Source organism: Streptomyces venezuelae ATCC 10712, from assembly GCF_008639165.1.
Taxonomy (GTDB): domain Bacteria; phylum Actinomycetota; class Actinomycetes; order Streptomycetales; family Streptomycetaceae; genus Streptomyces; species Streptomyces venezuelae.
The window spans coordinates 7,040,201-7,058,488 of the sequence record NZ_CP029197.1; the positions used below are offsets into that span (position 1 = coordinate 7,040,201).

Sequence of the window (18,288 nt, forward strand, 5' to 3'; positions counted from 1 at the left end):
GTACGGACGTGCGCGCCTTTTGCCTCTGAGGCAAGAAACTTGCCTCAGAGGCATGTTCCTGGCGGAATGGACGCATGGACCACGTCCCCGGGGAAAGCCCCCCGGACCCTGCCACGCCGGGCTCCGCCACGCCGGGCCCAGTCGCCCCGGGCCCCGGCTCCGCCGGGAGTGCCGTCGTCGACGTCCTGCCCGACGTCGCCCCGCAGCTGCGGGCGCTTCGCCGCCGCCGTGGGCTGACCCTGGAGGCCGCCGCCCAGCGGGCCGGACTCTCGCCGGCCCACCTCTCCCGTCTGGAGACGGGGAACCGGCAGCCCTCGCTGCCGATGCTGCTCGCCCTCGCCCGCATCTACGGTACGACGGTCTCCGAGCTCCTCGGCGAGGCGCCCCCCGAGCGCGACCCCGTCGTCCGCGCGGGGCGCTCCGAACCCGTCGAGGCCGACGGCTGGATCTACCGCCAGGCCGGCGGCGCCGGACGTGCCCTGCAGTGCCTCCGGGTCCACGTGCCGTACGCCACCCGGGGCGACATCGTCCGCGTCCACCCGGGCGAGGAGTGGATCCACGTCCTGGAGGGCCGGGTGCGGCTCGCGCTCGGCGAGGCCGTCCACGTCCTCGATCCCGGGGACAGCGCGCACTTCGACTCGCTCACCCCGCACCGGATCGGGGCCGCCACCCCCGGCGGGGCCGAGCTGCTCTTCGTCCACACCCTGATGCAGAGTCCCGTCGCCGAGCTGTGCCTCGGCGACGGCACCCCGCACCGGCGCTGATCCTGCCCGCCCCTCCTAGGAAAAGGACCGAGATGTCCGAGAAGTCACGACCTGTCACCGGCGAGGAGCGCGGCGAGGGCAAGTTCCCCAAGGGGCTCGTCCTGCGGCTCTTCGCCTATCTGATCGCCGGGCACCTTTTCGCCGGCTTCCTCTACCTGCTCTTCATGCTGGGCGGACAGAACCAGTAGCGGCGCCGGTCACGTAGCGGCGCCGATCGCGTAACTGCGCCGGTCACGCCTCCGTGAGCAGGCGCTCCCGCAGGCGCTCGCGGGTCGCCGAGGACAGCTTCAGGCCCTCCGAGAGGTAGGCGTCGACCGAGCCCCAGGTCGCCTCGATCGTCTCGAAGGCGCCCCGCAGGTACTCCACCCGCGCGTCGAACAGCGGGCTCAGCAGCTCCATCACCTCGGCCGACATGGCGTCGGGGGCGGTGGAGCTGCGGCGCACCTTGTAGCGCCGGTGCGGGTCGTTCGACTTCACGTAGTCGGCCTCGATGGCCTCCCGCTCGACCCCGACGGCGAGCAGCGTGATGGCTATGGAGAGCCCCGCCCGGTCCTTTCCGGCCGCGCAGTGCATCAGGGCGGGGAGGCTGTCCTCGGCCAGCGCGTGCAGGATGCGGCTGTGCTCCTCCGTCCGCTCGATCACCATCTTCCGGTACGAGTCGGACATCCTGGCCGCCGCTTTGCCGTCGCCGAGGATCCCCCGCAGCTGCTCGATGTCGCCGTCGCGGACGAGCTTCCAGAACTCCTTGCCGTCGGCCGGGTCGTTGAGCGGGATGTTCACGTTCCGTACGCCGGGCAGTTCGACGTCGGGGCCCTCGATCTTGCGGTCGGCCAGGTTCCGGAAGTCGAAGACGGTGTGGAGTCCGAGCGAATCGAGGAAGGCGACGTCCGCCGCGGTCGCGTGGGCGAGGTGACCGCTGCGGAAGAGGCGTCCGGGGTGCACGGCGCGCCCGTCCGTCGTCGGCAGGCCGCCCACGTCCCGGAAGTTGCGGACCTCGGCCAGCTCGGGTTCGGTCATGGTGATGGGCGGGACCTGCGGCAGCTGCTGCGTCACGGATGCTCCTGGTGGTCGACGTTCGGGTGCCCGAAGCGAGATCGGTTCCTCGGACAATCATCCAGGTGGGAGGGTGATGACGCACCCCCCTGGACGGGAATGGGGGATCTGTCCGAATTGAGATGGTGTGGGTAACGCGCCCTGTTTACGGGCGAGATGAGCAACAGTGCGTGAGCAGGGTCATAGAAGTGACGGATCGTGCCCGGCGGCCCGGAGCAATTGCCGTACGGAAAAAGGAAATCGAGGGCCCGTCATCGACGGAGGGTGACCGGAATTCCCGATCAAAGGCCGTACGGGGAAAGCCGGAAGAAATCAGTGGCTTGTTCCCGCCGACCCGGCTCGTCTAGCGTCACCGTCAATCCGGTCGGACCGCCGAATCCTGCCACCGTCCGGAATTCCCACTCATCCCATGCGTGGCAGGAGCGGGGGACCCAGGAAGTACGCCGGTCCCGCGAACAGGACGGCTCGGGGTGAAGCCGCGTGAGAACGCGGCCGGGCATCTCCAGTCCGAACCCGACAGCTCACCTCGCAGGCGCCGGAGAGGAATTCGCCATGCCCGCGAAGGGTAAGCACCGCCGCATCAAGTCCAGCCGCCTCACCCGCGGAATCGCCGCCGCCGGTACGGGTGGCGCCGTCGTCGCCCTGCCGCTCCTCGGTGCCACCGGCGCCCACGCCGCCGAGCAGGCCGCCCCGGCCGCCGCTCCCGGCCAGGCCGTCACCGCCGCCGCCCAGGCCCCCGCCGCCAAGGCCGCGCCGGCCGCCGCGAAGGCCGCGCCGAAGACGTACTCCGTCGTGCGCGGCGACTACCTGTCGAAGATCGCCGCCGAGCACCACCTCGCCGGCGGCTGGCAGAAGCTCTACGCGGACAACCGCCAGGTCGTCGGCGAGGACCCCTCGCTCATCCTCCCCGGCATGAAGCTCACCCTCGGCGCCAAGAGCACCGCCAAGGCCGCCGCGCCCAAGGCCGCCGCCCCGAAGAGCCCCGCCAAGAGCTCCGCCAAGGCCTCCTCGAAGAGCTCCGCGAAGAACGGCGACACCTCCCGCGCCTCCCGGAGCAGCGAGCGCGCCTCCGCCCCGGCCGCGAGCACCGGTTCCGTGGACACCTCCGCCCCGCAGGGCTCCGGCGCCTCGACCTCCGCCTCCGGCTGGGTCGCCCCCGTCAGCGGCGGCATGTCCACCCCGTACCGCGCCTCGGGCTCCATGTGGTCCTCCGGCTACCACACCGGCGTCGACTTCATGGCCTCCACCGGCACCACGGTCCTCGCGGTCGGCCCCGGCACCGTCTACTCCGCCGGCAACGGCGGCGCGTACGGCAACCAGGTCGTCATCCAGCACGCCGACGGCACCTTCTCGCAGTACGCCCACCTCTCCTCCATCTCCGTCTCCGCCGGCCAGACCGTGACCGGCGGCCAGCAGATCGGCCTCTCCGGCGCGACCGGCAACGTCACCGGCCCGCACCTGCACTTCGAGATGCGCACCGGGCCGGAGTACGGCTCCGACATCGACCCCATCTCCACCCTGCGCCAGCACGGCGTGAACATCTGACGCACCGTCGTCACCAGGAGGCCCGGCACCGCGCGTGCCGGGCCTCCGGCGCGTCCCCCGTCTATTCCGGCTTGGTGAAGTCTTTATCGGTGGCATATGTCACGCGGCGTCAACCCCTCCTTACGGTCGCGTAGGTCACACCCGAAAGGGAAGGATGTGCTCCCGTGGCAGACGATTCGAGATCAAGAGACAAGAACGCATTCGGGTCGTACGCGGCGATCGGTGACAGCTTCACCGAGGGCGTCGGAGACCCCGGCCCCGACGGGACGTACGTCGGCTGGGCGGACCGCTTCGCGGTGCTGCTCGCCGACCAGCTGCCGGAGCACGACGCCTTCCGCTACGCCAACCTGGCCGTACGCGGGCGCCTCCTCGACCAGATCGTGGCGGAACAGGTCCCCCGGGCGAAGGAACTCGCCCCCGACCTGGTGACCTTCTGCGCCGGAGGGAACGACATCATCCGCCCCGGCACGGACCCCGACGAGGTCGCCGAGCGCTTCGAGCGGGCCGTCGCCGACCTGACCTCCGCCGTCGGCACCGTCATGGTGACCACCGGCTTCGACACGCGCGGCGTCACCCTCCTCAAGCACCTGCGCGGCAAGATCGCCACGTACAACGGGCACGTCCGGGCCATCGCGGACCGCTACGGCTGCCCGGTCCTCGACCTGTGGTCGCTCAAGTCCGTGCAGGACCGGCGCGCCTGGGACGACGACCGGCTGCACCTCTCCGCGGAGGGCCACACCCGGGTCGCGCTCCGCGCCGCCCAGGTCCTCGGCGTCCCCGTACCGGCCGACCCCGACCAGGCGTGGCCGCCGGTACCCCCGCGCGGCACGCTCGAAGTGCGCCGCGACGACATCCACTGGGCGCGGGAGTACCTCGTGCCGTGGATCGGACGCCGCCTGCGCGGTGAGAGCTCCGGCGACCACGTCGAGGCCAAGCGCCCCGACCTGATGCCGCTGTAGCCCCCGTGGCCCGGCGTTGCGCACGGCGGGGACCCGCTCGGGGGCCCCGCCGGCGAACCCGGCCTACGGGCCGCGCAGTTCGGCCCCGGCGAACCGACCCGGAGCCGGCGGCCCGCTGGTACGGAGAGGTGAAGGGCGGCGGCGGTCAGGAGTGGCGTACGGGCGACGGCCGTGCCGGGTGCTGGGATGTGCCCGCCGGGACCCGGCAGCCATCCTCGAAGGGACCGCCCGTGACGATCCGCCGGCCCAGCGCCGCCCGTACCGCCCGTCTGCTCGCCGCCACCGCCGTCCTTGCCGGCCTCCTCGCCGGCACCGCCGCCCCCGCCCTCGCCGCCGCGCCCGGACGCACCGCGCCGCGCGCCGTCGTCCGCGCCGAGGCACCCGCGACGGTCACCGTCACCGGCCACGGCCGCGCCTCCGCCGCACCGGACCTGGCGATCCTGTCCGTCGGGGTCGAGGCCTCCCGCCCGACCGCGAAGGAGGCGATGGCCGCGCAGAACACCGCCGCCGAGGCCCTGCTCGCCGTGCTGCACAAGCAGGGGATCGCCGACCGGGACATCCGTACCGACAGCCTCTCGCTGTCCCCGGTCTACACCCAGAACGCCCAGGGCGAGAACAAGGTGACCGGCTATCAGGCCGGGCAGTCCTTCTCCGTGAAGATCCGCGACATCGACCGGACCGGGCAGGTCATCGGCGCCGTCAACGACACCACGGGCGACGCGGGCCGCGTCAACGGCGTCGTGTTCGACGTCGCCGACCCCTCGGCACTGCGGGTGAAGGCCCGCGAGGCCGCCTACAAGGACGCGTACGAGAAGGCGGCCCAGCACGCCCGGCTGAGCGGCCACGAGCTCGGCCGGCTGGTCTCCCTCAGCGAGGGCGAGTCCGTCCGCCCGGGCCCCGGCGCGGCCCCCGGCATCGCCGCCGACGAGCCGAGCGTCCCGCTCGCCCCGGGCGAGATCGAGGAACAGGTCACGGTCTCGGCGGTCTTCGAACTGGTCTGAGCGGGAGCGGCTCGGTCAGGCGTGGGCGCCGGGGCTGACGGGTGCGTCCTCGGTCCCGTCGGGTGCGTCTGTGGTCTCTTCGAGGGCGGGCCCTTCGGGCCGGGGGGTTTCGGCACCGCGTCCGGTTCCGTGCTCGTTCGTCCGGCCGTTGGCCCTCGGGAGGCTCAGCTCTCTGTCGAGGGCCTCGTCCGCCCAGCGGAGCATCGCCGTGCGGGAGAGGGAGCCGGCGTACGCCGTCGTCTGGACCGCGAGGCCGTCGAGCAGGGCGGTGAGCCGCCAGGCCGCCGCGGCCGGGTCCGCGCAGCGGAACTCGCCGGCGGCGGCGCCCTCCGCGATCACCCGGGTGAGCGCGGCCTTCCACTCCTGGTCGAGGGAGGCGGCGACCCGGCGCAGTTCGGGGTCACGCAGCGAGGCCGCCCAGCCCTCGATCCACAGCCGCCAGCCCTTGGCCTGCCCGGTCGGCGCGTACCAGCGCACCGCGGCACGCAGCCGGCGTACGGCGGTGGAGCGGCGGCCGAGGAGCCGCCGCAGATGCGCCAGGTCGGCCTCGGCGGCGTGCGCGAACGCGGCGGCGACCAGCTGCTCCTTGGACGAGAAGTGGTAGAGCACCAGGGCGTTGCTCACGCCGAGCGCGGACGCCACGTCGGCGATCCGGACGGCCGCGACCCCGCGCGCCTCGATCTGCTCGACGGCGGCCCGCAGGAGCTCCTCCCGCCGTTCCGCCACGCTCAACCGCACTCTCGCCACGCCCGCAGCCTACACAGCACGTGACGCGGGCATGATCATCAGCGGCTCCGACGTGCGACCGGTTCAGTACCAGCCGTAGCGTTCGGCGATGAGCGGGAGCCGCTCGTCCACCAGCGCGTGCGCCGCGGCGCGCGGGCTGGTGCCGTCCGCCGCCGCCCGGTCGAGCACTCCGCCCACGAGCGTCCGCATGGACCGGCGCACCCGGTCGAAGGCCTGGTCCGCGTCGGCCTCGATGTCGCCGAAGAGCGTCCACCACCACCAGGCGTTGGTGCACGAGTTCACGACCACGTCCGGCAGCACCGTCACGCCCCGGGCGCGGAGCGCCTCCTCGGCCTCCGGCAGGACCGGCATGTTGGCGGCCTCGGCGATCCAGCGGGCCGTGATCCGCCCCTGGTTCCCGGCGTCGATCGCGTACGAGACGGCCGCCGGGACAAGGACCTCCGCCTCGGCCGTGAGCCAGGCGTCGCCGGGCTCCTGCCGGTCGGCGGGGCGCAGCGCGGCGCGGTCGACGGCGCCGTGGGCGTCCCGGGCGGCGAGCAGCGCCTCGACGTCGAGGCCGTCGGGGTTCACGATCGTGCCGAGGACGTCGGCGACGGCCACCACCCGCAGTCCGGCGCGGGCCAGGAACCGGGCGGTCGCCCCGCCCATCGTGCCGAGCCCCTGGATCGCCACCCGGGTCGTGGCGTACTCCTGGCCGGCCCGGTCCAGGGCGACGAGCACCGATTCGGCGACGCCGAGGCCGCCGACCAGTTCGTCGAGGCCGATGCCGTCGACCTCGACGGCGAAGGCGTCGGAGAGCCGTCGCCGGGCCGCCGTCTCGTCGTCGAGGAGCGGGTAGACGGCCTGCACCGAGGAGACGAGGCCCGCCTCGGCCACCGCGCGGTCGACCAGGTCCTGGCTGAGCCCCAGGTCCTCGCCGGTGGTCCAGAACCGCTCGACGTACGGCCGCATCGCGCGCAGGTAGCGCACCAGGACCCCGTACGCCTCGGGGGAGCGGGGGTCGCAGTCGATGCCGCCCTTCGCGCCGCCCAGCGGGACGTACCGGGCCCGAGGGTCGTAGTGCAGGGCCTCCTTCATGGTCATGCCGCGGGCGAGTCCTGCGACCTCCTCGGCCGTGCAGCCCTCCCGCATCCGCAGGCCGCCGCTGGCCACGCCGCGGACCAGCCGGTCGACCACCAGATGGCCCCGGCGGCCGGTCACGTGGTCGGTCCAGCCGACGGAGAGCAGGGGGGCGGAGGGGGCGGGGGGCATCGCGCGGCTCCTCTGGAGGACGGGGCGGCCGGTCGGCCGTACTGAATGGTCGTTCAGTATGACGCACCGGCCCGAACGTTCCCGCCGCGGGCCGCTCATAATGGAACGACCCCCAGAGATCAGGAGGTCCTGTGACCGGTACCGGCTCCGACCGCTCACCGCGGGCCCGGCTGCGCGCGCTGCGCCCCGAGTCCTTCGGCGCGGATCCCACGGGCGAGCGTCTCGCCCGCATCCGCCGCTCACCGAACTTCGCGGACGGGATCTTCCAGAACCCCGAATCCGCCCGACGCCGCCCCTCCGGTTCGACCGTCGAGTTCGCCAAGATCTACTTCGACAAGGAAGGACGCTCGCGCCGCGCCCCCACCGGCACGATCCCCGTCCACCCCACCACCGTCGCCGACCTGGCCAAGGCCCCGGCCACCGGGCTGCGCCTGACCTGGATGGGGCACTCCGGCATCCTCGCGGAGATCGACGGTCACCGGGTCCTGTTCGACCCCGTCTGGGGCGAGCGCTGCTCCCCCTTCCCGTTCGCCGGGCCCAAGCGGCTCCACCCGGTGCCCGCCCCGCTCGCCGCGCTCGGCCCGGTCGACGTCGTCGTGATCTCGCACGACCACTACGACCACCTCGACCTGCCGACGATCAAGGAGCTCGCCGCCACCGACACCGTCTTCGCGGTGCCGCTCGGTGTCGGCGCGCACCTGGAACGCTGGGGCGTGCCCGCGTCCCGGCTGCGCGAGCTCGACTGGAACGAGTCCACCGAGATCGGCGACCTGCGGCTCACCGCGACTCCGGCCCGGCACTTCTGCGGCCGTGGACTGCGCAACCGCCAGATGACGCTCTGGGCCTCCTGGGTGGTGACGGGGCCCGAGCACCGGATCTTCCACAGCGGGGACACCGGCTACTTCTCCGGTTTCAAGGACATCGGCGCCACCCACGGCCCCTTCGACGCCACCATGATCCAGATCGGCGCCTACTCGGAGTTCTGGACCGACATCCACATGACCCCCGAGGAGGGCATGCGCGCCCACCTGGACCTCCAGGGCGGCGCCCCCGCCGGGGTCCTGCTGCCGATCCACTGGGGCACCTTCAACCTCGCCCCGCACCCGTGGGCCGAGCCGGGGGAGTGGACCAGGGACGCGGCCGAGGAGGCCGGCCAGGCGGTGGCGTTCCCCCGCCCCGGCGAGCCGTTCGAGCCCGGGGGCAAGCTGCCCGGGGAGGCGTGGTGGAGCGCCCTCACCCACCCGATCGCCCGGCCGTGGCGGCGGCCCCGCGGTGTCGAGGTCGTGGCCGAGGAGACGCGGAGCGGCGATCTCGACCTCGCGGGGGAGGTGTGACGCCCCGGCGGGGATGACCGGGACCGGGGCGTCGGGCTTGGCACGGCGGCGCTAGAAGAAGCGGGGTGCCAGTTCGGCTTCTGCCTCGAGTGAACTCCGGGCGCCGAAGGGGGCGCGCCAGTCGCCCGTGCCCTTGTAGACGTACCCGTCGACGTAGGTGGAGCCGCCGGAGGCGTACGTGGTCCGGGAGTACGCCAGGAGGTCGTTGCGGCCGTCGTTGTCCTGGTCGCCGATGGCGACGAGGTGGCTGAATGCGTTCCAGCCGCCACCGATCCTGGTGCGGGCCGCGAAGGTGCCGTCGCCCTTGGCGAGGTACAGCCAGAGGACGCCGTCCTTGTCACGGGCGACGAGATCGCCGGCCGGGGCGCCGCCGATGTCGCCGGTGGCGACGATCTGGTTGTAGACGTTCCAGCCGCCGCCGACCTTCCTGCGGGGGGAGAAGGGGGCGTCGGCGTTGCCGGTGCCGTGGTAGAACCAGAGGACGCCCGACTTGTCGGTGGCGAGGAGATCCGCCTTGCCGTCGGCGTCGACGTCGCTGCCTCCGACCAGCTTGTCGTAGACCTGCCAGCCGCCGCCGATCCGGCTGCGGGGCGAGAGCCGCGCCTGCCACGTGCCGCCCTGGTACAGCCAGAGCTCGCCGTTCCGGTCCCGGGCGACGATGTCGGGCTGGTCGGTGCCGCCGAGATCACCGGGGACCGACGTGCGGTCGTAGATGTTCCAGCCGGTTCCCCAGGGGATGTTCCAGCCGTGCCCGTCCTCGTTCCAGATGAGCTCGCCCTTCGCGTTGACACTCAGCAGGTCCGGGTCGCCGTCGTGGTCCCAGTCGTGCGGCCGGGGCGCGCGGGTCACGGTCAGCTTGCCCCGTAGCTCCACCGGCTTTCCCACGCCGTCCCAAGGCGAGATGGACGCCCTCCACTCGTATGTCCCGTTCGAGGTGACCCCGCTCTGGCCGTAGTCGCCGTTCAGGAAGTCGTACCTGCCGTCCCACCGGGCGACGAGAGGGCCGGATGCCCTGCCGAAGTCGGAATCGTGGCCCCTCCACATGTACAGGTAGTTGTCGATCAGGCCCTCCCCCGAGATCACCATGGCCACCCTCGCGTGGGGCCGGTTCACCCTGAACGTGAAGTCGGCGAAGGGGCGGTGCTTGTCGAGGTCGAGCACCTCGGGGACGTCGAAGTCGGTGACCGCGAGCTGCGTCGCCTCGCCGCTGCGCGCGACCTGCTCCCTGCTCACGCCGTCCGCGCCGGCCGAGACACGGAACAGGCCCTCCGCCTCACCCTCCACGAGTGATCCGCCCCGGACGAGGAGCGTGCCGTCGGGTGCGGTGACGAGACTCGTGGCGTGCTCCAGGAGCTCCTTGCCCGCGTCGCCGCCGGTGCCTGTACCTGTGCCCGCGCCCGTCCCCGCGCCGAGGGCTGTGGCGACGAGCGGCAGCCGCCCGCCCTCATGGCCGGTGGCGTCCTCCCCGTACACCACCCAGGAGCCGGTCAGTCCGACCGTGACCCCGGTGGCGTTCCCGACGGCGAAGCGTTCCGTGGCCCCGGGCCGCTCGCGGTCCGCGACCACCACGACCTTCGCCGGCTTCCCGTCCGCGCCCGTCGTCCGCTCGACCCACGCCACGTGGGTGGCGGAGAGGGCGAGCGAAGGGGAGTCGACGGCCGAAGCCGGATTCTCGTACGTCTCGACGACCGCGTGCGCGGCCAGATCGACGACGGCGTACCGCGTCGCTCCCCCCGACGCGTAGGACACCAGCGCGGCACCCGGCACGGCGGACCGTACGACGAACTTCACGGCGTCCCCGGGCAGCCCCGTGACGGCGTCGTTCAGGAGAGTCCCGTCGGCCTCACGTGACACGACACGCAGCACCTCCGTGCCGGTCACGGTGTGAGCGCTCGTCAGCACCCGTGAACCGACCATCCCGATCGCGATGTTGACGCCACCACCGAGCTTCGTCAGCTCGATCTCGACGGGGTCCGCGGCCGCGTCCTTCGCCATGTCCCGGATCTGCAGCACGTGGTCGGCGGTCTGCGTGGCGACCACGTCCGAGGCCGCGCCCAGCACCGGCCCGCCCGGACTGGTCAGAACCGTCGAGCTCCCGTCGGTGCGGGTCCAGCGGTACTCGCCGACGGTGCTCCTGCTGAGAAAACCGGTGGCACCGCCGCCGGCGATCTCGGACGCCTTCGGGAAATCGAGGACCTCGCCGGCGGTCGAGGCCCCGGTGGCCGCCGAGACGGCGGCCGGGGGTGCGGTGGTCCCGGCGACAGCGGCCGGCGCCGTGGCGAGCGTGCCTCCGGTGACGGCCAGCGCGGTGGCGATCGCCATCGTCAGCGGCCGGGAGCGCGGGGTGGCGCGGCGTCTGTGGGACATCTGTGACCTCCGGGACTCTTTCCGAGGCGCGAGCAGCGCCGCGCCCGGAAAGACAGACAAAGGCGACCAAGGGTTGTACGGAAATCGATCATTCGTGCGCCTCCGTCATCGTCGGCTCGGCCGCAGCCGCGGCGGGCGTTGGGGTGAGTGGGGACGGGCAGGAAGGATGTGGCCCACCTTTTCGGGCAGGCCGGCGGGGCGTACCGGGTGAACCACGGGTCACCGCCGGTGTCGTCACCGGTGCCGGCTCCGCCGTCGGGTGAAGATCGGTGGATGGGCGTCGTCCTGCCGGTCCTCTTCTCCCTGTGCGCCGCCTTCAGCAACGCGCTCGCCACGGTGCTGCAGCGCCGCGCCGCCCTCACCGTCCGCCGGACCGACTCCTTCCGGCCCGGCCTGATCCTCGACCTGCTGCGCCGCCCGCTCTGGCTCGCCGGCATCCTCGCGGTGATCGTCGCCGGCGTCGGGCAGGCCGCCGCCCTGGCGACCGGCCCGCTCTCCCTCGTCCAACCGCTGTTCGTCCTGGAACTGCCGCTCGCGCTGCTCATCGCCTCGCTGATGACCCGGGAACGGCTGCCGTCGGCGCTCTGGGCCGCCGTCGCCGCCGTGGTGGTGGGACTCGGGGTGGCGCTCGCCGCGGCCTCGCCGAGCGGGAACCGTACGCACGTGCCGCTGGACCGCTGGATCCCGGCACTCGCCGTCTGCGCGGGCGCGGTGGCGGCCCTGACCGTCGCCGGAGTGCGGCGGGGGCCCGGCCGGACCCGCGCCGGGTGCCTCGGGGCCGCCACCGCGATCTGCTACGCGCTCACCGCCGCCCTGATGAAGACCTCCATGCACATCCTGGACGAGGGCGGACTCACCGCCTTCCTGACGGCCTGGCAGACGTACGCCTTCTGCGCGGCCGGCATCGCGGCCCTCCTGCTCCTCGAACACGCCATGCAGGGCGGGCCGCTGGTCGCCTCGCAGCCGGCTCTCACCCTCGGCGACGCCACGGTGAGCCTGACGCTGGGCGTCCTGCTGTACGAGGAGCAGGTGCGCACGGGCTGGTGGCTGGTGCCCGAGCTGCTGGGCGTCGGCCTGATCGTCCTCGGCGTCTTCGCCCTCGCGCGGGGCGGCGTGTCGACCTGAGCCGCGCGCCGGCCCACCCGTCAGCGCAGCTGGCGGCGGACGAGTTCGTGGAACAGCCCGGCCGGGTCCGCGAGCAGTTCGGCCGGCGAGCCCTGCTGGACGATCCGGCCGTCCGCCATGGCGATCACCCGGTCGGCGTCCATGATCGTGGACAGCCGGTGGGCGATCACCACACGGGTCGCGCTCAGCGCCCGGGTCGACTCGATGACCACCCGCTGCGTCTCGTTGTCGAGCGCGCTCGTGGCCTCGTCGAAGAAGAGGATCCGCGGCCTGCGGATCAGCGCCTGGGCGATCATCAGCCGCTGGCGCTGCCCGCCCGAGATGGTCCCGCCGCCGTCGGACAGCATGGTGTGCAGCCCCATCGGCATGGCCTTGATGTCCTCGGCGAGGCCCGCCATCGCGGCGGCCGCCCACACGTCCTCCAGGGGGAAGGCCTCGGAGCCGCGGATGCAGTCCAGGATCGTGCCGGAGAACGGCTGGGCGTTCTGCAGCACGACACCGCACTGCCGTCGCACGGCCGCCTGGTCGAGGGCCGCCAGGTCCTGGCCGTCGTAGCGGACGGTCCCCGACGTCGGCAGGTCGAAGCCGATGAGCAGCCGCAGCAGCGTCGACTTGCCGCAGCCGCTGGCCCCGACGATCGCCACGAACTCGCCCGGCCGCACCCGGAAGTCCACCCCGTCGAGGACCAGCGGACCGTCGTCCGAGTAGCGGAAGGACAGGCCTTCGACCTCGATCGCCCCGCTCAGCTCGCCCGGCTGCGCACTGGAGCCGCGGGCCTCGGGCGTCTCCCTGAGCAGCGGCCCCACCTGCTCGAACATCGGCTGCACGGCGGCGGCCGACAGCAGCGCGCCGGTCAGCTGGGTGACCGACGACAGCAGCATCGTCACCGCCGTGCTGAAGGTGAGGAACGCGCTCGCGGACATCGACCCGCGGGCCGGCCCGGCGAGCAGCATGAACAGCACGAGCGTGCACAGCGGCAGACAGACCGCGCCCAGCACCGTCAGGACGTTCTTGATCCGCCCGATGCGCTGCTGCAGCTCGCGGGTCCGGGCGAACTCACCCGCCCAGGCGGCGTACGCGAAGCTCTCCGCCGCGGCCACGCGCAGCTTGGAGAGACCGCGCAGGGTCTGGAAGGCCTGGTTGTTCAGCTTGTTGCCGAGCCGGATCAGCTGCCGCTGGTAGCGCAGCTGCCACAGGCCGAGGCCCAGGAACACCGCGGCGACCACGAGCAGCATGGCGAGCGCGACCAGGGCAAGCGGCACGCTGTAGGCGAGCAGCAGGACGAGGTTCATCGTGCCGACGGCCCCCGCCTGGACGACCACCGGCCCGATGCCGGACAGCACCCTGCGGATCGCGCTGATGCCCATGGCCGCGCCGGCCAGCTCGCCGGTGGAGCGGCCCGCGAAGAACGTGGTCGGCAGCCGGAGCAGCCGGTCCCACACCGCGGGCTGCAGGGTGGCCTCGATCCGGCCCTCCATGCGCAGGATGGAGATGTTCTGCAGCAGCATGAAGGCGGCGGAGACGACGCTCGTCGCGACGATCGCGAGCGCGGTCTGCACGATGAGGCCGTTCTCGCCCCGCGGTACGTACTCGCCGAGGACCTTGCCGGTGGCGATCGGCACCAGCGCACCGAGACCGACCGCGACGAGGCCGGCGAGGAGCAGGGTCCGCAGCTCCGACCGGGTGCCGTGCAGGCTGAAGCGCAGCAGCGAAAGCAGCCCCGACGGCCGGTCGGGCAGCGGCCGGTAGAACATCACGGCCCGCGGTTCGAAGCGGTCGGCGTTCGCCCCGTCGACGCGCTCGCGCCGGCCCGTGCCGGGGTCCACGGCCTCGTACCGGCCGCGCCGCCACAGCAGCGCGACCGGACCCCCGTCCTCCTGGCGACGGCCCACCAGGGGGCCGCTGTCCTCCCGCCACCAGCGGCCGCCGAGCCGGACGACGCGGGTACGGATCCGGGAGGCGAGCGCCACCCGCTCGACGGGGTCGAGCAGGCCGGGCAGGCCGGCCGCCTCGGCCTGTCCGGCGAGCGTGATCCTGGCCTCGTCGGCGACCAGCCGGCACGCGGCGTAGGTCGCGTCATCGCTCGCGGGACCCCGGGACCGGCGGTTCGCGGCGCCCGAACCGCCGGAGCCCGACCGGCCGATGGAGGCGAGCAGTGTCTGGTCCGCCCGGGTGCGGGCGGCCCGGCCCGCCTCGATCCCGGCCGCCGTCCGGTCCTCGTGGGCCCGCTCCAGCTGCTCGATCCACGAGTCCAGGGCGTGGAGCAGCCGGAACTGCTGGTCGACCATGCTCTGCCACATCGCCGGGTCGACGAGGAGGGTGCCGGCGCCGTCGTCGCCGTACCCCTCGTAGGCCGCCCCGTACCGCACGCTGCCGGGGGCGATCGGCATCCACAGGATGTCGTCGTCCGCGCGGCCGCCCAGCGGAGCCTCGTACAGCACGCGCAGGCCGCGGCCGACGCCGACGGAGAAGGCGTGCTCCAGCGGGCTGAGCCGTGGCTCGACGGCGGTCGCGTACGGGTCCTGGCTGGCGTACCACCGGCCCTCGTGCCACTGGCCGCCGTGCCCCTGGCCCTCGTGCCACTGGCCGCCGCGCCCCTGTCCCTCGTACCACCGGCCGCCGTGCGCCTGGTCCGCGTACCCCTGACCGCCGTGCGTCTGGTCCTCGTACCACTGGGCCTCGTACCCCTGGCCCTCGTACCCCGGCCCGCCGGCGAAGGACAGTTCGCGCAGCTCCACGCGGCGCAGCAGGCAGCCCTCCAGCGGGCGGCCGATCAGGGTGTGTCCGGGTCCCTCCACCGGGCCGAGCAGCAGTGTGCCCGCCGCGAGCCGGCCCAGGTGGTGCCAGGGGCCGAGCTGGGCGGCGTCGATCGCGAACAGGTCCATGGCGCCCTCGGCGACGAGCCACAGCACTTGCGGGCCTTCGAGCGGGACGCTGCCCAGTGCGGTGAGGTCGACCGCCGTGCCGAGCCCGCCCAGGGCGGCGACGACGGGGTCCGCGACGGCCGCGGACGGGTGGGTCGGCTGGTGAGGGAACGTCACCTCAGTGCTCCTTGACCAGTTCGGCGTACGCGCCACCCGCGGCCACCAGGTGGGCGTGCCGCCCGCGTTCCACGACCGTCCCCCGGTCGAGGACGAGGATCTCGTCGCTGTCGCGCACCGTGCTCAGCCGGTGGGCGATGACCACGCAGGCGCAGCCGCGCCGCCGCAGGTTGTCGATGATGACCTGCTCGGTCGCCGCGTCCAGGGCGCTGGTCACCTCGTCGAGGACCATCACGCTGGGGCGGCGCACCAGCGCCCGGGCGATCTCCAGGCGCTGGCGCTGGCCACCGGAGAAGTTGCGGCCGTCCTGCTCGACGCGGCTGTGGATGCCGCCGGGCCGGCGGGAGACCACGTCGTACACGGCCGCGTCCTCCAGGGCGGCGACGACGGCCTCGTCCGGGACGGAGGGGTCCCACAGCGCGATGTTGTCGCGGACGGTGCCCTCGAAGAGGAAGACGTCCTGGTCGACGAAGGAGACGGAGGCGGCGAGGGCGCCGCGGGGGATGTCCTCGAGGCGCATTCCGTCGATCCGGACGGCGCCCTCCCAGGGGGCGTAGAGGCCGGAGATCAGCCGGGAGACGGTCGACTTGCCGCTGCCGGAGCCGCCGACCAGGGCGACCTGCTGCCCGGGGCCGACCGAGAGGGAGAACTCCCTCAGGAGCGGGGCGTCCAGCGGGCTGTAGCCGAAGGTGACGGCGTCGAGCTCCACATGGCCCTGGAGGCGCCGGGTCCGGGCCGACGGCTCGCGCCGGGTGTACACCGGGTCGGCGGGGAAGTTCTCCACGTCCCTGAGGCGGGCGACGTCGGCCGCGAAGTCCTGGATCCGTCCGGCGACGCCGTTGAGGCGGGTGAGGGGCGCGGTGAAGCTGGTCACCAGGGCCTGGAAGGCGACGAGCAGGCCGACGGTGAGATGCCCCTCGACCGCCCGCATTCCGCCGATCATCAGGATCAGCGCGCTGTTGAGCGCGGCGAGGGTGGGCGCGACGACCGCCAGCCAGGCGCTGGGGACGCCGAGCCGCTGCTGTACGTCAAGGGTGGTCGCGTGCTGCCCGGCCCAGCGGCGGAAGAAGCCGTTCTCGCCGCCGGTGGCCTTCATCGTCTCGATGAGCTGGAGACCGCTGTACGAGGTGTTGGTCAGCCGGGCGCTCTCCGCGCGCAGCTTCTGCGTGTCGGTGGCCCGCAGCCGGATCACGACCCGCATGGCCACGACGTTCAGCAGGGCGACCAGCACGCCGACGACGGTGAGTTGCGGGTCGTACGTCCAGAGCAGCACCGCGTAGAGGAGGACCACGACCGCGTCCACACCGGCGGCGGCCAGGTCGCGGGCGAGGGTCTCCGCGACGGCGTCGTTGGACTGCAGGCGCTGGACCAGGTCGGCCGGGTTCCGCTGGGCGTAGAAGGTCAGGGGGAGTCTGAGCAGATGCCGCAGGAAGCGGGCGCTCCCCAGGGTGGAGGCGATGACGCGCCCGCGCAGCAGGTTGGCCTGTTGCAGCGCGGTGAGCACGGCGGTGAGCACGAGGGCGGTCGCCATCGCCGCGAAGAGCACGCCGAGCGAGGACGTCCGGTTCCCGATGAGGAACATGTCGATGTACGTACGGCTCAGCGCGGGCACCCAGGCGCCGACGACGACCAGCAGCAGGCTGGCGAGCACCGCCGCGGCCATGGTGCCGGAGGTGCCGCGCAGCCGGGCGGGCAGTGCGCCCAGGACACCCGGCCTGCGGCCACCGCGGCGGAACCCGGGGCCGGGCTCGAAGGTGAGCACGATCCCGGTGAAGCTCGTGTCGAACTCGTCCATGGGGACGAACCGGCGGCCCTTGCCGGGGTCGTTGACGTACACGCCCCTGCGACCGAAGCGGCGCCCCATCCCGTCGTAGACGACGTAGTGGTTGAACTCCCAGAACAGGACGGCGGGCGCGGCCACGTCGGCGAGGGCCGCCAGGTCCATCTGCATGCCCTTGGCCTGGAGGCCGTAACCACGGGCCGCCTTCAGGAGGTTGCTCGCGCGCGAGCCGTCGCGGGAGACCCCGCAGGCGATGCGCAGCTCCTCCAGGGGGACGAAGCGGCCGTGGTGGCCGAGCACCATCGCCAGGGCGGCGGCCCCGCACTCGACGGCCTCCATCTGGAGCACCGTGGGCGTGCGCACGGTCCGGGACCGCCGCCCCGTGGGGACGGCGGCGCGCCGGCGCCGGGCGGGCGGGAGCCGGCGCGCCGAGGCCCGGGAGCGGCCGCGGGATGCCTCCGGCGGCGCGGTCACGGCAGCAGCCAGTCGACGGGGCGCTGCGCGGCGAGGTGGACGGCGCCGGTGACGGGTGTGCCGGAGTCGAGCGGGTGCGGGGGTCCGTCGGCGGAGGACCAGGCGTAGCCGGAGGCGGTGCCGGGGGAGCGGTCGAGCCGTACGAGCACCGCGACCGGATTGCCCTGCCCGGCGAACCGGTCGGCGAGTCCGCTGTCGCCGAGGAAGGCGCCGATCCGCTCCCGGGTCTGGGGGGTGCGGCTCACGGCCTCGACGCGGCCGCGCAGGACGCCGAACCGGTCGCGGGGGGCGGAGGGGACGCCGAGGTCGACGCGGGCCCCCACCTGGATCGCCGACGCGCTGTCGGCGGGGAGGTACAGCATGGCCACCAACGGGGCCTTCGGGTCGGTCACGCGTTCCACCGTCGCCACGTCCGCGCCGGTCGTGACGACCGCGCCCGTCCTGGCGAAGAGGGTGGTCACCCGGCCGCCGGCCACCGCGCGCACGGGCCGGTCGCCCTTGTCCGTACGGACGGTCAGCACCGGCGTACCGGAGGGGACGGCCCGGCCCTCCTCGACGAGCACCTCGGTGACCTGTCCGGCGACCGGGCTCTGCAGCAGATAGCTGCCCTCGGCGTGGGTGAGGACGCCGGGCGCGCTCAGCTTGGACTCGACGGTGCCGGTGAGCGCCCAGTAGCCCGCCAGGGCGATGACGACGACGGTCACGGCGAGCACGAGGCGCCCCTGCGGGCGCGCGAAGCGCACCGGGACGTCGAGTTCTTCGGGAGATTGCAGCTTGGAAAGCGCCTTCTGGCGGAACTGCACGGCTATTCCCTCGACTGCATTCGAATCGTTCGGATTCGGGGATT

13 protein-coding genes, 1 pseudogene and 1 riboswitch are annotated in these 18,288 nt (G+C 73.4%); of the genes and pseudogenes, 7 read left to right on the plus strand and 7 right to left on the minus strand.

The genetic code is table 11. The features are described from left to right. Window positions 1–74 precede the first annotated feature (74 nt). Together DEJ43_RS32295 and DEJ43_RS37670 are read left to right on the plus strand one after the other, a co-directional pair. The gene (locus tag DEJ43_RS32295) at window positions 75–764 is read left to right on the plus strand and encodes a helix-turn-helix domain-containing protein (protein ID WP_015037636.1); all 690 of its coding nucleotides are present in this window, start codon (window positions 75–77) and stop codon (window positions 762–764) included. Between the two features lie 32 nt (window positions 765–796). Next, window positions 797–952 carry a DUF6126 family protein gene (locus DEJ43_RS37670; RefSeq protein ID WP_015037637.1) on the plus strand — a complete coding sequence of 52 codons (156 nt, stop codon included), beginning with the start codon at window positions 797–799 and terminating at the stop codon, window positions 950–952. A gap of 43 nt (window positions 953–995) precedes the next feature. Here the strand turns inward: DEJ43_RS37670 and DEJ43_RS32300 are convergent, their stop codons facing one another. Continuing rightward, window positions 996–1,817: a tyrosine-protein phosphatase gene (locus tag DEJ43_RS32300; RefSeq protein WP_015037638.1), complete on the minus strand. Its 822-nt coding sequence runs from the start codon at window positions 1,815–1,817 to the stop codon at window positions 996–998. A gap of 393 nt (window positions 1,818–2,210) precedes the next feature. Beyond that, window positions 2,211–2,365, plus strand: a riboswitch (cyclic di-AMP (ydaO/yuaA leader). Between the two features lie 4 nt (window positions 2,366–2,369). On the opposite strand from DEJ43_RS32300, the gene DEJ43_RS32305 reads away from it, so the two are divergent. From DEJ43_RS32305 to DEJ43_RS32315, 3 genes are all read left to right on the plus strand, one after another. After that, a complete protein-coding gene (locus tag DEJ43_RS32305; protein ID WP_015037639.1) occupies window positions 2,370–3,362 on the plus strand; it encodes a M23 family metallopeptidase in 993 nt (330 codons plus the stop codon). 164 nt (window positions 3,363–3,526) lie between these two features. After that, window positions 3,527–4,321 carry an SGNH/GDSL hydrolase family protein gene (locus tag DEJ43_RS32310; RefSeq protein WP_015037640.1) on the plus strand — a complete coding sequence of 265 codons (795 nt, stop codon included), beginning with the start codon at window positions 3,527–3,529 and terminating at the stop codon, window positions 4,319–4,321. A gap of 230 nt (window positions 4,322–4,551) precedes the next feature. Continuing rightward, the gene (locus DEJ43_RS32315) at window positions 4,552–5,322 is read left to right on the plus strand and encodes an SIMPL domain-containing protein (protein WP_015037641.1); all 771 of its coding nucleotides are present in this window, start codon (window positions 4,552–4,554) and stop codon (window positions 5,320–5,322) included. A gap of 153 nt (window positions 5,323–5,475) precedes the next feature. Here DEJ43_RS32315 and DEJ43_RS32320 read toward each other — a convergent pair. Next, window positions 5,476–6,069: pseudogene (locus DEJ43_RS32320) on the minus strand (TetR/AcrR family transcriptional regulator); the annotation flags it as partial. A gap of 63 nt (window positions 6,070–6,132) precedes the next feature. After that, window positions 6,133–7,320, minus strand: coding sequence for a Glu/Leu/Phe/Val dehydrogenase dimerization domain-containing protein (locus DEJ43_RS32325; RefSeq protein WP_015037643.1), 1,188 nt, complete (start codon window positions 7,318–7,320; stop codon window positions 6,133–6,135). A gap of 131 nt (window positions 7,321–7,451) precedes the next feature. On the opposite strand from DEJ43_RS32325, the gene DEJ43_RS32330 reads away from it, so the two are divergent. Next, window positions 7,452–8,654 carry an MBL fold metallo-hydrolase gene (locus tag DEJ43_RS32330; protein ID WP_015037644.1) on the plus strand — a complete coding sequence of 401 codons (1,203 nt, stop codon included), beginning with the start codon at window positions 7,452–7,454 and terminating at the stop codon, window positions 8,652–8,654. A gap of 51 nt (window positions 8,655–8,705) precedes the next feature. Here DEJ43_RS32330 and DEJ43_RS32335 read toward each other — a convergent pair whose 3' ends face one another. Then, window positions 8,706–11,021, minus strand: a complete 2,316-nt coding sequence (locus tag DEJ43_RS32335) for an FG-GAP repeat domain-containing protein (protein WP_015037645.1) — start codon at window positions 11,019–11,021, stop codon at window positions 8,706–8,708. A 273-nt stretch (window positions 11,022–11,294) separates the two neighbouring features. Between DEJ43_RS32335 and DEJ43_RS32340 the strand changes: the two genes are divergently transcribed. Beyond that, window positions 11,295–12,146, plus strand: coding sequence for a DMT family transporter (locus tag DEJ43_RS32340; protein WP_071892269.1), 852 nt, complete (start codon window positions 11,295–11,297; stop codon window positions 12,144–12,146). A 20-nt stretch (window positions 12,147–12,166) separates the two neighbouring features. On the opposite strand, the gene DEJ43_RS32345 is transcribed toward DEJ43_RS32340, so the two are convergent. From DEJ43_RS32345 to DEJ43_RS32355, 3 genes are all read right to left on the minus strand, one after another. Then, window positions 12,167–15,187: an NHLP bacteriocin export ABC transporter permease/ATPase subunit gene (locus tag DEJ43_RS32345; RefSeq protein WP_015037647.1), complete on the minus strand. Its 3,021-nt coding sequence runs from the start codon at window positions 15,185–15,187 to the stop codon at window positions 12,167–12,169. 1 nt (window position 15,188) lies between these two features. Beyond that, window positions 15,189–17,330, minus strand: coding sequence for an NHLP family bacteriocin export ABC transporter peptidase/permease/ATPase subunit (locus DEJ43_RS32350; RefSeq protein ID WP_041664448.1), 2,142 nt, complete (start codon window positions 17,328–17,330; stop codon window positions 15,189–15,191). 107 nt (window positions 17,331–17,437) lie between these two features. Then, window positions 17,438–18,244 carry a biotin/lipoyl-containing protein gene (locus DEJ43_RS32355; RefSeq protein ID WP_015037649.1) on the minus strand — a complete coding sequence of 269 codons (807 nt, stop codon included), beginning with the start codon at window positions 18,242–18,244 and terminating at the stop codon, window positions 17,438–17,440. Window positions 18,245–18,288 lie beyond the last annotated feature (44 nt).